Annotated in this window: 12 protein-coding genes; 2 read left to right on the top strand and 10 right to left on the bottom strand. The window is 49.4% G+C overall.

Features of this window, described 5'->3' with window-relative positions; translation table 11 throughout:
• Positions 1 to 131 precede the first annotated feature (131 nt).
• Both ACWHAR_RS15965 and ACWHAR_RS15970 read right to left on the bottom strand, forming a co-directional pair.
• Positions 132 to 1,565 carry a sensor histidine kinase gene (locus ACWHAR_RS15965; RefSeq protein ID WP_161503657.1) on the bottom strand — a complete coding sequence of 478 codons (1,434 nt, stop codon included), beginning with the start codon at positions 1,563 to 1,565 and terminating at the stop codon, positions 132 to 134.
• Positions 1,552 to 2,235 carry a response regulator transcription factor gene (locus ACWHAR_RS15970; RefSeq protein WP_032872879.1) on the bottom strand — a complete coding sequence of 228 codons (684 nt, stop codon included), beginning with the start codon at positions 2,233 to 2,235 and terminating at the stop codon, positions 1,552 to 1,554. Before ACWHAR_RS15970 ends, ACWHAR_RS15965 begins: the two co-directional genes overlap by 14 nt.
• Before the next feature lie 212 nt (positions 2,236 to 2,447).
• Between ACWHAR_RS15970 and ACWHAR_RS15975 the strand changes: the two genes are divergently transcribed.
• On the top strand, positions 2,448 to 3,878 hold the full coding sequence (locus ACWHAR_RS15975; protein ID WP_032872876.1) for an ABC transporter permease: 1,431 nt from the start codon (positions 2,448 to 2,450) through the stop codon (positions 3,876 to 3,878).
• A 14-nt stretch (positions 3,879 to 3,892) separates the two neighbouring features.
• Complete coding sequence (locus tag ACWHAR_RS15980; protein WP_032872874.1) at positions 3,893 to 4,576, top strand: ABC transporter ATP-binding protein; 684 nt, start codon at positions 3,893 to 3,895, stop codon at positions 4,574 to 4,576.
• Between the two features lie 103 nt (positions 4,577 to 4,679).
• On the opposite strand, the gene ACWHAR_RS15985 is transcribed toward ACWHAR_RS15980, so the two are convergent.
• The 8 genes from ACWHAR_RS15985 to ACWHAR_RS16020 form a co-directional block, all read right to left on the bottom strand.
• Positions 4,680 to 6,026: an MmgE/PrpD family protein gene (locus ACWHAR_RS15985; RefSeq protein ID WP_032872872.1), complete on the bottom strand. Its 1,347-nt coding sequence runs from the start codon at positions 6,024 to 6,026 to the stop codon at positions 4,680 to 4,682.
• On the bottom strand, positions 6,023 to 7,174 hold the full coding sequence (locus ACWHAR_RS15990; protein WP_032872869.1) for a M20 peptidase aminoacylase family protein: 1,152 nt from the start codon (positions 7,172 to 7,174) through the stop codon (positions 6,023 to 6,025). The genes ACWHAR_RS15985 and ACWHAR_RS15990 overlap by 4 nt, the downstream gene beginning before the upstream one ends.
• A gap of 17 nt (positions 7,175 to 7,191) precedes the next feature.
• Entirely contained in the window at positions 7,192 to 7,941 is a 750-nt protein-coding gene (locus ACWHAR_RS15995; RefSeq protein ID WP_032872867.1) for an amino acid ABC transporter ATP-binding protein, read from the bottom strand.
• Between the two features lie 13 nt (positions 7,942 to 7,954).
• The gene (locus ACWHAR_RS16000) at positions 7,955 to 8,629 is read right to left on the bottom strand and encodes an amino acid ABC transporter permease (protein ID WP_007410261.1); all 675 of its coding nucleotides are present in this window, start codon (positions 8,627 to 8,629) and stop codon (positions 7,955 to 7,957) included.
• 22 nt (positions 8,630 to 8,651) lie between these two features.
• A complete protein-coding gene (locus ACWHAR_RS16005) occupies positions 8,652 to 9,443 on the bottom strand; it encodes an amino acid ABC transporter substrate-binding protein (protein ID WP_032872866.1) in 792 nt (263 codons plus the stop codon).
• Positions 9,444 to 9,471: 28 nt separating this feature from the next.
• Entirely contained in the window at positions 9,472 to 9,963 is a 492-nt protein-coding gene (locus ACWHAR_RS16010; RefSeq protein ID WP_003156352.1) for a GNAT family N-acetyltransferase, read from the bottom strand.
• 13 nt (positions 9,964 to 9,976) lie between these two features.
• Entirely contained in the window at positions 9,977 to 11,302 is a 1,326-nt protein-coding gene (locus ACWHAR_RS16015; protein ID WP_029326230.1) for an LLM class flavin-dependent oxidoreductase, read from the bottom strand.
• Between the two features lie 168 nt (positions 11,303 to 11,470).
• Positions 11,471 to 12,589 (bottom strand): GerAB/ArcD/ProY family transporter, encoded by a 1,119-nt coding sequence (locus tag ACWHAR_RS16020; protein ID WP_032872864.1) that lies wholly within the window; start codon positions 12,587 to 12,589, stop codon positions 11,471 to 11,473.
• Between the last annotated feature and the right edge of the window lie 12 nt (positions 12,590 to 12,601).

A 12,601-nucleotide genomic window follows, 5' to 3' on the forward strand; every position in this document is an offset into this window, starting at 1 on the left:
GACCTGTTTACCAGTTATTTTATCACGTTTCCGTCTCTTTCCATCCCGAAAAACACGCAAACTTTGTTTCGGCAGAGCGCAATTTTCCGAGTGGAGTTAAAACAGACGGCGGCCAGACGGGACCGCCGGTTTCAAGATGATTCATTTTTCGTATTCAGCGGAAGGCGGATTGTAAAGGTCGTGCCTTTTCCTTTTTCGCTGTCAATATCTATCGTGCCCTTGTGCATTTCGACGAGCTGCCTGACGATGGAAAGGCCGAGTCCGTATTCGCCGTATGCCGTATTCGTTCTGGACACGTCCGCCTTATAAAACCGCTCCCATATATGCTCAATTTCCTCTTTGGAGATGCCGATCCCGGTGTCTTCGATTTCAATCACCGTTTCTTTATAGCCTTCATACCCGCGCAGCGTGATGTCTCCCTTTTGCGTAAATTGAATGCTGTTTTTCGTGATGTTGACGAGAATCTGGATCAGCCTGTCATAATCGGCGAACACTTTGACGCCGTCCTCCACTTGAATCCGCAGCTGATTTTGTTTTTTCTCCGCCTGCTGATTGAGATGCTCTTTAATAATTTCAAACACCTCGATGAGCGGCAGACTGAGCTTGTCCAGTTTGATTTGCTGGGATCTGATTTTTTCATAATCCAGGTTTTCTTTCACGAGCCTGAGCATCCGCTTCGTTTCTTCGCTGATCAGCGAGAAGCATTTCTCTTTATCTTTTTCCGGGATGGTGTTGCTGTTAAGCCCCTCCACAAGTCCGTTAATGGTCGTCAAAGGTGTTCTCAGCTCATGGGAGACATCGGCGATAAATTGGCGCCTCCGCTTTTCAAGGCGGTCAATCTGCTCTCTCGATTGCTTCAGATTTTTGGCCATGGTGTTGAAATCGGACGCCAGCATGCCGATTTCATCGCCGCCGCTGTTCTTGAGCGAAATATCGTAATCACCTGATGCCACTTTTCCGGTCGCATCCCTCAATGTCTGAATCCGCTTGACGTGAAATTTAGATAAAAGCCAGCTCAGCAGAATCGTGATGATAAGGGTGCTGATGATCGCGTAAATCATATAGCGGTTGACCTGGCTGATCATCTGCTCGACACCTCTGACGGGAGACACGAACAGCACCGCCCCTTTAAATTGATCGTTGATAAAAAGCGGCTTTGCGACAAGCGATACTTCTAAGCCTTCCGTATTAAAACGGTTCATCTCCGCTCTGATCTGAACGGTTTTCCCTTGCTTCAGCATGTGCCACTCTTTACTTTTCAGCTTCTCGCGCGGCGGCATATCGTCAGGAAAAAAGTAAGGCCGCTGATGTTCATCAAAAATAATAAACCTGGTCTCGCGCGTTTTTAACATGTCCTGATACGGATACAGGCGGCGCAGATCAAGATCGCGGCCGTTCAGCTCACTTGTGATCTGCTGCGCGTAAGATGACAGCTCATCCACTTTATTTTGATACGCAAAATCTTTCACAAAGTGCGAAAACAGGGAAATGATGATGAAAAAGGCCAAAATCAAAATGCTGACATGGCTTAACAGCAGCTGATATAAGTATTTAATCCTCATCAAATTTGTATCCTACCCCCCACACCGTGTATAAAAACGGTTTTTCCTCACTGGACAGTTTTTTGCGCAGCCGTTTAATATGAACATCAACCGTACGTTCATCGCCGTAAAATTGATAGCCCCACACCTGCTCAAGCAGCTGCTCTCTCGAAAAGACCTGGCGCGGATTTTGTGCGAGATAAAAGAGCAGATCGAATTCCTTCGGCGTCAGATTCTCGACAGGTTTTCCGTGCAGAAACACTTCCCGCGTCTTCTTATTGATTGAAAAACACGCCGTTTCGATCAATTCGTCACTTTTTACGGCCTGCCCCGTCGCCCGGTATCTTCTGATCACCGCTTTAATCCGCGCTACTAGTGTCAGCGGGCTGAACGGCTTGGTGACATAATCGTCGGCCCCCATTTCAAACCCGATCACCTGATCAGACTCCGTGTCCTTTGCGGTCAGCATAATAATCGGCACACTGCTCGTCTCTCTTATTTTCCGGCAGATCGTCACTCCGTCCATGGATGGAAGCATAATGTCCAGAATGACCAAATCCCAGTCCTCTTCCGTGAACCGCTGATAGCCTTCCACTCCGTCATGGACAAATTCGGCTTCAAACCCTTCTTTAAAAAAGAACATTTCCGTCATGGTGCATACGCTTATATTGTCTTCTATCATTAATATCTTCATTGGTTCCTCCGCTTATCTTGACGCTTTTTCTTATAATAGCACCATTTTACTCGGATGTTTTCGGGTTTCACAATTGTTAGTTTTTATTTCATCACCCGGAAATAGTTTGTTCATATTTTTTTCATACATTTCTCCTACTATATACATATCGGATGACCGGTGCTAAAGAAGGCCGGTTTTACAAGATCTGACACCCACACGGAGGAACAGACATGAACTTTATAAAAAGAGCCTTTTGGAGCATGAAGGAAAAAAAGGGAAAAACATTTTTGCAGCTGGTTGTGTTTTCAGTGATTTGCATTTTTGTCCTGTCCGGTCTTACGATCCAGTCAGCGGCAAAGAAATCAAGCGAACTGGCAAGGCAGCAGCTCGGCGGGAGCGTCACACTCCAGGCTGACCGCCAAAAGCAAATGGCGCAGCAGCAAAAAGACGGTGAAAAGAGGACGTTTGAATCAACGCCGATTTCCGTCTCAGATGCCAAGAAGCTTACATCTTTACAGCATGTTAAAAATTACAACTTCCTCACGACAGCGTCAGCAAATGCAGAAAGCTTTGATGCGATAAAAAGCTCAGGCGAATCAGCCAGTTCCGGCGCCGGCCGTTTTCAAGGCGGCGGAAGACAGATGATTTCAGCGGATATCTCGATCGAAGGCGTGCTCTCTACGGCATTGCTTGATGATTTCACAGGCGGGAGTTCAAAAATCACTGACGGACGCGCTATCACAAAAACAGATGCGGACGCAAAAGTCGCCGTGATTAATGAAACGCTGGCAGACCAAAATAAGCTGAAAGTCGGCGGCTCCATTACCGTTTCCTCAGCAGCGGATGATTCTTTGAAAACGAAGCTTAAAATTGTGGGAATCTATAAAACAACATCATCAGGAGACGATCAGGCACAGCATTTTTCATTCTTAAATCCTGACAATAAAATCTACACGCCTTACACCGCCGCGGCGGCGTTAAAAGGGTCTGATAACAAAAACAAAATCAGCTCAGCCGTTTATTATATGGATGATGCAAAATATATTGACTCATTCGTTGCGGCTGCGAAAAAAACATCTATAGATGATAAAACCTACGCGCTGACGACAAATGATCAGGTGTATCAGCAAATGGCCGGTCCGATTGAAAATGTCGCGTCATTTTCTAAAAACGTGGTATACCTTGTATCCATCGCGGGCGCGGTCATTCTCGGGTTGATCGTGATGATGTCGATCAGGGAACGCAAGTATGAAATGGGTGTCTTGATGGCGATCGGCGAAAAGCGCTGGAAGCTCATCGGACAATTCTTAACGGAAATTCTGGTTGTCGCCGTTATTGCCATCGGGATCGCATCCGTCACGGGCAGCCTTGTGGCGAATCAGCTCGGAAATCAGCTTCTTTCCCAGCAGGTCAGCTCAGCCGATGATTCACAGCAGCAAACAAGCGGCTGGGGCGGCGGAGAAATGCCGCGGGGAGGCGGCTTGTTCGGTCAGCATTCATCCGGCGCGGATGTCATCAGTACAATGCAGGTAAACGTCTCGCTGAATGACCTTCTGATTCTTGGCGGGATCGGCGTCGCAATTGCCGTCATCGCCACATTACTGCCGTCTGTATCAGTCATGCGGCTTCACCCTAAAACGATCCTGACCAAGCAGGAATAAGAGGAGGCAGCATAATGAGCCTATTAACCTTTCAACAGACCGGCTACTGGTACCAAGACAAATCACAGCCGCTGTTTCAGGATATAACGATCAGCTTTGAAAAAGGGAAGTTTTATACAATTGTCGGCGCCTCCGGGACGGGGAAAACAACGTTTCTGTCTCTGGCGGGCGGCCTTGATACACCTAAAGAGGGAAGCATCCTTTATAACGGAGAAGACATCTCCAAAATCGGATTAACCAAATTCAGAAATCAATATGTCTCTATCGTCTTTCAATCTTATCATCTGATCCCGTATATGACGGCGCTCCAGAATGTCACAACAGCGATGGAGATCACCGGCTCTAAGGAGAACAACAAAGATGCGTTCGCGCTCAGCATGCTGAAAAAAGTCGGCATCACCGAACAGCAGGCCCGTCAGCGAGTGCTGACATTAAGCGGCGGACAGCAGCAGCGCGTTTCAATTGCGCGGGCTTTCTGCTGTGACACGGATTTGATTTGCGCGGACGAGCCGACGGGAAATCTCGACGAGGATACGTCAAAGGAAATCGTCCGGCTCTTTCAGGACTTGGCACATAAAGACGGCAAATGCGTCATCATGGTGACGCACGACGAACAAATTGCCAAAGTGTCTGATATCAACATCCGCTTATCAAGAGGAAGTTTCACGGTCAAAGAAAACGGCACGGCCGTTTCCTGATACCGCGCCCCTGCCAGCGCAGACAGGGGCGCACCCTATATCCCCCTATTCAATAGAAGTGAACGTAAAAAGAGCGAGGGCTGCATCCCCTCGCTCTTTTTATTTATATCAGCTGTAAATAACGGTCAATATTTGATTGTCCGGCTGCTTTGATCAATTCTTCCGCCTTTTCCTCTTCCCCCGGCAAAGCGAGCCGGAGTTTGTCTTCAATGTCTTTTTCAGAAAGGCCGTTTCCCGGCGCTCCCTTCGGACAGTCGATACGTGTTTCATAGACATGACCGCCGGAAGCCGTAACCCGTACAATTGTAAAACGGCCCTTCGGAACGGCGTTTTCAGCCGGCTGAATTTGGTCATCGCAGCTGCGGTGAATCCGCTCAAATCCTTTTTGAAAGGATTCAGGAATCGGCTCGGATGTGAAATGTTCAACTGAAAAATCCTTACCGTGCAAAGCTAAGGTGATCACATATTCCACGCTGAATCTTCCCGCTTCGCCTGTTTTCGGACGCCGTTCTGTCAATGCGGCGTCCCCGCCCGGCGGATAAATCACGTCGATCCGTTCCGTTTGGCCGAAAGTGAGACCATGTTCGGCCTTCAGCTTGAGAATGGCGTCCGCCGCATGATGAGCCGCCGAGCAAAACGGATAAACCTTAAACCAAAGTCCCGGGCTCACAATCCGCCAAGGGTTTCCCCACCTGTTTACAAGCAGGGTTTCTGCCCGTTCAAGATCGCCGTACAGTCCGAAAAAACCTTTCTCCCCGTCGAGCGCATGAACTGAGCCGCCGAAACCGGCCTTTGCAAGCTTTACGGCGAACAATCCGGCTTGAGCGGCCAGTCCTGCGTGGAGCGGCTTCATTTCTGTCCCGAATTGCACTCTCATGCCTCCGGAACGGGCGGCCGCAAACCCGATTGCTTTCTGCAATTGGATTTGATTCAGATTCTCCGCGAATCCGACGGCGCATGCGGCCGCAATGGCACCTAACGTTCCTGTATTGTGCCAGCCTTTCTCGTAATGATGCCTTCCAGCTGACTCGCCGATCCGCGCCATCACTTCGATTCCCGTCACATAAGCACCGAGAAAGCGGCCCTTGTCTATACGGCCGGCTGATGCGGCTGCAATCAAAGCCGGGAGGATGACTGCGCTCGGATGTCCTCTTACATCAGAATGAACATCGTCAAAATCAAGCGCATGTGCGATGAATCCGTTAATGAGCGCGGATTGGGACGGCGTGGTTTTTTGATTTCTGCCGATAAGCGGCGCTATCGGCACCCCGCCTTCTTCTTCGGCCAGTTTTACCAGCTTTTCAACTCCTTTATCCCGTCTCCCCGCAAAAGCTGCCGCTGTAAAATCAAGCAGTCCTTTGCGCGCTTCTTTCATCGCTTCAGCGGATGTTTCCGGCACAGACGACATGACGGCCTCAGCAAGCCCGGCCGTCAGATTTTCCGTATTCATTCCGTCTGCTCCAATACATTGACGGCAAGCCGGGCGAAAAACTCAGCCGCTGCCGGGAGCGCTTTTTCGTCGAGTGTGAAGGCGGGATGGTGCCATTCTTCTGTTCCGTTTGTTCCCATCCAGACGAAAAAGCCGGGGATTTTTTCTTGATATAACGCGAAGTCTTCGCCGCCGGGCGACTGTTCTGCCCGAACGGTCTGAAGCCCGAGATCTTCAGCCGTTTGTTCCGCCGCCTGGATGAAACGGGCGTCGTTCATCACTGTCGGAAGGTAAGGATACCAACGGAATTCGGCTTCTGCCCCGAACCCGGCTGCGATTCCTTCGGCAACCCGCTTCATATGTTTCGGAACAGCGTCACGCGCATCCTTTTGAAACGTCCGGACGGTGCCTTCCATTTCAACATGGTCCGGGATGACATTCCAAGAGCTGCCGCCTTGAACTCTTGTGATGCTGACGACGGCATTGTGAAGCGAGCTGATATTTCTGCTGACAACTGATTGCAGGCCGCCGGTAATCTGCCCTGCCGCCTGAATCGGATCAATGCTGTTATCAGGGATTCCGGCGTGGCCGCCTTTTCCTTTAACGGTGATTTCAAAGCGGTCGACACTCGCCATCAGCGGGCCTTCTTTCAGACCGACCGTACCGACGGGGAGGTCAGGTTTGTTATGCATGCCGAATATCGCCGATACACCGTCAAGCGCGCCGGCTTCAATGACCTGTCTTGCTCCGGCGGCGATTTCTTCCGCGGGCTGAAAAATAAACCGCACCGTTCCTTTCAGCTCATGCTTTCTCTCTTTTAATAAAAAAGCCGTGCCGAGGATAGATGCCGTATGGAAATCATGGCCGCAGGCGTGCATCACGCCGCTGTTGCGCGAAGCAAACGGAAGGTTTGTTTTCTCTTCGATCGGCAATGCGTCGATGTCCGCTCTGACGGCGATGACGGGGCCGCTTTTGTCTCCTTTGATTTCAGCGATCACTCCGGTTTGAAGTTTCGGCATATCAAGAACCGTGATTCCTTCTTCCTCCAGCCAGCGGCGGATTTTATTCGTCGTTTCGTATTCCTCGCCTGACAGCTCAGGGTGTTCATGAAGGTCGCGGCGGATATTGATTAAACGTTTGTTTAATGATTCATACGTTTCATTTGCCATTTCTTCTTCTTCCCTTCTTAGACAAGTTCGGCGGGCTCTCCCACTTGCTTAATGAATTTTTTCGTCCGTTCGTTCTGCGGATTGTCAAACAGCTCTTCCGGCGTTCCCTGTTCGATGATGCGTCCGTCTGCCATAAAAATAACTTTGTCGGCCACTTCACGAGCAAAAGTCATCTCATGCGTGACGATGATCATGGTTGTCTGTTTTTCGGCAATTGATTTGATGACTTGGAGCACCCCGGCTACAAGCTCAGGGTCAAGGGCCGAAGTCGGTTCATCCAGTAAAATCGCGTGAGGATCAACGGCCAAGGCGCGCGCAATCCCGATCCGCTGCTGCTGCCCGCCCGACATCGTAATCGGGTAGCTGTCCGCTTTGTGTTCTAAACCGACTTGCCGCAGCAGATCCATACCGATCTGTTCCGCTTCTTTTTTCGGTTTCTTTTGCGCGGTGATCAGCGCCTCTGTCACATTTTGCAGGGCGGTTTTGTTTTTGAACAGGTTGTAATTCTGAAACACCATCGCCGTCTGCTGGCGAAGCTTATGAACGTCTTTGCGCGAATAGGACGCTGCATTCAGTTTTGCATCACCGATTTCAATGATGCCGTCATCCGGGCGCTCCAGCAGATTCAAACAACGGAGGAGCGTTGATTTTCCCGAGCCTGACGGGCCGATGATGGCCGTGACTTCGCCGCTTTTGATCTCAAGATCGATCCCGTCAAGTACGGTAAGGTCTTTAAATGCTTTTCGAATATGTCTGACTTGTATCATCCTGAGCCTCCTCCTATGTGCGATAAGGCTTGCTGATCGCCCGTTCGAGCAGATCCTGCAGCACACTGTAAATAATCGTAAGAATCCAGTACATGACCGCGACGGCTAAATACGTCTCAAAATATTTGAGGTTGCCTGATGCGTACATTTTTCCTTGGGCGAACATTTCCATCACTCCTAATGTAAAGGCGAGCGATGTTTCCTTTAACAGGCCGATAAACGTATTTCCCGTCGCGGGAAGCGCGTTTCTGACGGCTTGCGGGAAAATGATCCGTCTGTACGCCTGGGATTTTGTCATTCCGACAGACAGACAGGCTTCAAGCTGCCCCTCATCGACTGAGTTGAGCGCCGCGCGGAAGATTTCAGCCAAGTAGGCGGCATTCTTCAGGCTTAACCCGATAATCGCCGCAGTTAACGCCGTCATCTTGCTCATTCCGGGAAAGAGCTGGGGCAGGCCGTAATAAATTAAGAAAAGCTGCACGAGCGTCGGCACGCCCCGGAAAAATGAAATATACACCTTTGACAGCTGGTGAAGCACAGGAACACGATTTTTTGTGATAAGCGCTAATATAAGGCCGCCGATCACGGCAAATACCATGGCCGCGACGGCCATTAGTAATGTGATCGGCAAGGCTTCGATTAACGCGGGAAAAGCTGAAAACATAAATCCCCAATCAATGCTGTTCATTCTCGATTTTCACCGCCGTTTCTTAATGCTTTGCTTCCGTTGTGATGTCTTCTTTAAAATACTTTTCAGACAGCTTTTTCAGCGTGCCGTCTTTTCGCAGGTCTTCAATGGCTTTGTTTACTTTTTTGCGGATTTTATCGTGAGCCGCATCTTTCGCAAACGGGAAAGCGACTTTTTCATAGACAATCGGGTCTCCTGCTAATTTCAGAGGCAGACCTGTCTTTTTGATCTGGGCGATCAGGACGCTGCGGCTGTTCACATAAGCGTCAACCCGTCCGTAAGCCACGTCTTTCAGCGTACCTTCTTGTGTTTCATACGTTTTAATGTTGATTTTTTTATCCGGGTCCTTGCTCTCAAGGTTTTTCGCGTGGTTTGAGCCCAGAACGGCCGCCACTGTTTTTCCTTTTAGATCGTTGACTGATTTGATGTCTTTGTTATCGTTTTTGACGACGATTTGAGTGCCCGCATACGAATACGGTTCTGTGAAGTTATACGTTTTCTTGCGTTCGTCCGTGACAGCGACCTGGTTTGAGATGGTGTCGAGTTTGCCGGTCTGGAGCTCTCCCATCAGACCGCTGAATTCAAGCAGCTTCCAGTCCAGTTTCATGTTGATTTTTTTCGCGACGGCTTCCATGACATCCACGTCAAAGCCGGTCAGCTTGCCGTTTTCTTTATATGCGAACGGATAGCTTTGCCCCGTGGCGCCTACATGCAGTACGTTATCGCCGCCTTCGCTTTCGTTTCCGTTTCCGCATGCTGTTAAGACCGCCAAAAGCGCGGCAGACAGCAGCAAAGCCCATGTTTTCTTCTTCATTGAAATCCCGCCTTTTCCTATTAAAATGTTAATCCTGCAATTGTTTTTTTAAATAAATGGTGATGTGCCCTTTTCCTAAATCCTTTTCGCCTGCACGGACGTAGCCTTTCCGCTCGTACATGCCGATCAGCCACGGATGCTTGTCCGCTGTGCCTAGTGACACGAAAGGCGCTTTTAATGTATCGCGGAGCACTGTATTCTCCAGCCACTCCAGCATGTCTGAGCCCGTCCCTTTTTTTCCGGTTTCAGGATCGACGGCGAACCACCAAATATGAGGGACACCGTACGGCCCGGGATTCGGCCCCCACGGCATCCGCAGAGAAATCGTCGCCAGAATCCGTCCGTCTTCCTCCAAAACGTAACAGGCGTTTTTTTGTATGTTATTCAAAACGAGCTCCTTATCCGCCGTTGCTGCGGCAAAGTTGATGCCGAGCTTGCGGATCGGTTCATACGCCCGCAGTGTCAGTGAAAGCAGCTCATCAGCGTCTGCCTCCGTTGCGAGCCGGTATTGTCTTGACATGATGAGCCCTCCTTTAGTCGGCATATCGGTTTGCCGGTTTTTCCAGTCCGAAATGTTCTCTGAGCGTCGTTCCTTCATACTCTTTTCTGAACACGCCCCGTTCTTGTAAAATTGGAATCACTTTGTCTACAAAAAGAGTGAGACCTTCAGGCAAAAGCGGCGGCATGATGTTGAAACCGTCACAAGCTTGTTTTCCGACCCATTCTTCCATCTTATCGGCAAGCTGTTCCGGCGTTCCGACAAAGATATGATGGCCTCTTGAACCCGCCACATATTTGTACAGCTCGCGGATGGTCATGTTATCGCGTTTGGCCATCTCCTGAACGAGCTTGAACCGGCTTTTAACGGCATTCGACGCATCCGCATCCAATTCAGGCAGCGGGCCGTCAAGCGGGCAGGCGGAAAGGTCGACGCCGCCCAGATAGTTTTGCAGAATGTTCAGGCCGACAGACGGAATGATGAGGTCTTGGAGCTCTTCATATTTTGCCTGCGCTTCTTCTTCGGTATCGGCAATAACGGGAAAAATTCCCGGCATGATCGCGATTTTTTCAGGATCACGGCCGAAAGAAGCCGCTTGTTCTTTAATAGATTGATAGAATTCCTGCGCGGACTCCAAATGATTTTGCGCGGTGAAAATGACTTCCGCCGTTTTGGCTGCCAGCGCTTTTCCGTCTCCTGATGATCCGGCCTGAATAATGACTGGGCGCCCTTGTGGTGTGCGGGCGACATTTAACGGCCCTCTCACGGAGAAATATGTTCCTTTATGGTTCAATTCATGCATTTTGTCTTTATCGAAAAATGCTCCTGATTCTTTGTCACGGATAAAGGCGTCTTCCTCCCACGAATCCCATAATCCTTTGACGACTTCAACGAATTCTTCCGCGCGCTGATATCTGAGATGGTGCTCAAGATGCTTTTCGCCGCTGAAATTAAGCGCGGTCGATTCAATCGAAGATGTGACGACATTCCAGCCCGCACGGCCGTTGGAAAGATGATCAAGCGATGCAAATTGTCTCGCGATATGGAACGGTTCGCTGTATGTGGTAGATGCGGTCGCCGTCAGACCGATGCGGGATGTGACCTGAGCGAGCGCCGACAGCAGCGTAAACGGCTCAAAGCGCGTCAGCACATTCGGATGTGATTTGCCGTCTATTGATAAACTGTCCGCCAAAAACAGCATGTCCAATTTCCCCCGCTCAGCTGTTTTCGCCAGTTCTTTGAAATAATCCAAATTCATGCTCGCGTCCGCCGGTGCCTGAGGATGTCTCCAAGAAGCGACATGATGGCCGGTGCCCGCGAGAAACACACCGAGTTTGATTTCTTTTTTCTTTGTCATGATGGATCTCCTTCTATTCTGAAATACGGTTCGGAAAACATTAACACCACTAAACCTATATTTCCTAGTAATTTTATAAGAATAAATCAAAATGTACAATTGTCAGGCAAGTTTGTCAATGCATTAAGACAAAAATCATGATATTTAAAATAACCCGGCGCACCGGCCGGGTTATTTCTTCGAAACTGTATAGACGGTCCCTTTGACCTTTTTCTTAATAACGGCAATGATAAGCAGCAAAACGGGGAACAGCACTTGAAACGGAAGATGAATATAGATCGGCACAATGTTTAAGCCTTCATTCATGTGTTCCGAAAAATTGCTTGCGATGCTGATGGAGAGAATCAGCACCCCCAATCCGACCGGGAAGGCCAGCTGGGACGGATTTTTTTCTTTAAACAGCGTGGACACGCCCACGACAACCGCATATGTAAAAAGGCTGACTTTGAAAAAACCGCCGATGACGAGCACGAGCATGAAAAAGACATCCAGCCGGTCTAAAAACTCTTCCACTTTAATTGTCTGTATGGTGCTCAGCAGCGGAAATTGAGAGCGGAGCATTAAGTTGACGTCCAGCACACAAATATTAATCGCCACTGACATCGCCAAAAACAGCCCGCTGATGATAATCGCCATAAATCCGGTTTTCTTCACCTTTTTCCGATCTTTTAAATAAGGGAAAATCATGACAAACACGATTAATTCACCGAACGGGATGAACATCGTCTGTTTAAACACGGAATAAATGACCGTTCCTGCACCCTCCGCTAAAACGGGCTGGAGAAATCTGAGGTTTATCGTGCCTGAGCTGATAATGAGGATCAGCCCGACGGCTGTCAGGAAATACATAATGCCAAACAGCAGCTCGCCGGCTCTCGCTATCACTTCAATTCCCTTTCTGACCGCAAATATCGCGGCGATCATCAGCATGGCATTCACAATTAAAATCGGCGTGTCCTGATAGGCGAAGGTGACAAGCATTTCGCCAAAATCCCGCAATACGCGGGCGGCGATATAAGCAAAATAGAGAATATAAAGAAGGGAGACCGCCCAGCTCAGATGTCTGCCGATCAGTTCGTTCATGTAATCTCTCGGAGAAGACTCAGGAAAAAATTGATACAGCGCCTGATAAACGTAGAAAAGTCCGAGACCGGTAACGCACCCGAGAAGCACGGACAGCCACGCATCCCGCCCGGCCATCGTGCCCGGCGGGATCAATAACGAACTGCCCAATTCAAACAAAATGATCATAATAAACAGCTGACGCGTGCCGATTTTCGCATTTTCCATACGCTTCGCTCC

It is taken from the genome of Bacillus sp. LR--39 (genome assembly GCF_053613335.1).

What these genes read in the sequence shown, in the direction of transcription:
- ACWHAR_RS16020 (WP_032872864.1), bottom strand. Translation starts at nt 12,589, where the DNA reads ATGGAAAATGCGAAAATCGGCACGCGTCAGCTGTTTATTATGATCATT.
- ACWHAR_RS15990 (WP_032872869.1), bottom strand. Translation starts at nt 7,174, where the DNA reads ATGGCAAATGAAACGTATGAATCATTAAACAAACGTTTAATCAATATC.
- ACWHAR_RS15970 (WP_032872879.1), bottom strand. Translation starts at nt 2,235, where the DNA reads ATGAAGATATTAATGATAGAAGACAATATAAGCGTATGCACCATGACG.
- ACWHAR_RS15980 (WP_032872874.1), top strand. Translation starts at nt 3,893, where the DNA reads ATGAGCCTATTAACCTTTCAACAGACCGGCTACTGGTACCAAGACAAA.
- ACWHAR_RS15975 (WP_032872876.1), top strand. Translation starts at nt 2,448, where the DNA reads ATGAACTTTATAAAAAGAGCCTTTTGGAGCATGAAGGAAAAAAAGGGA.
- ACWHAR_RS16000 (WP_007410261.1), bottom strand. Translation starts at nt 8,629, where the DNA reads ATGAACAGCATTGATTGGGGATTTATGTTTTCAGCTTTTCCCGCGTTA.
- ACWHAR_RS16010 (WP_003156352.1), bottom strand. Translation starts at nt 9,963, where the DNA reads ATGTCAAGACAATACCGGCTCGCAACGGAGGCAGACGCTGATGAGCTG.
- ACWHAR_RS15995 (WP_032872867.1), bottom strand. Translation starts at nt 7,941, where the DNA reads ATGATACAAGTCAGACATATTCGAAAAGCATTTAAAGACCTTACCGTA.
- ACWHAR_RS16005 (WP_032872866.1), bottom strand. Translation starts at nt 9,443, where the DNA reads ATGAAGAAGAAAACATGGGCTTTGCTGCTGTCTGCCGCGCTTTTGGCG.
- ACWHAR_RS15985 (WP_032872872.1), bottom strand. Translation starts at nt 6,026, where the DNA reads ATGAATACGGAAAATCTGACGGCCGGGCTTGCTGAGGCCGTCATGTCG.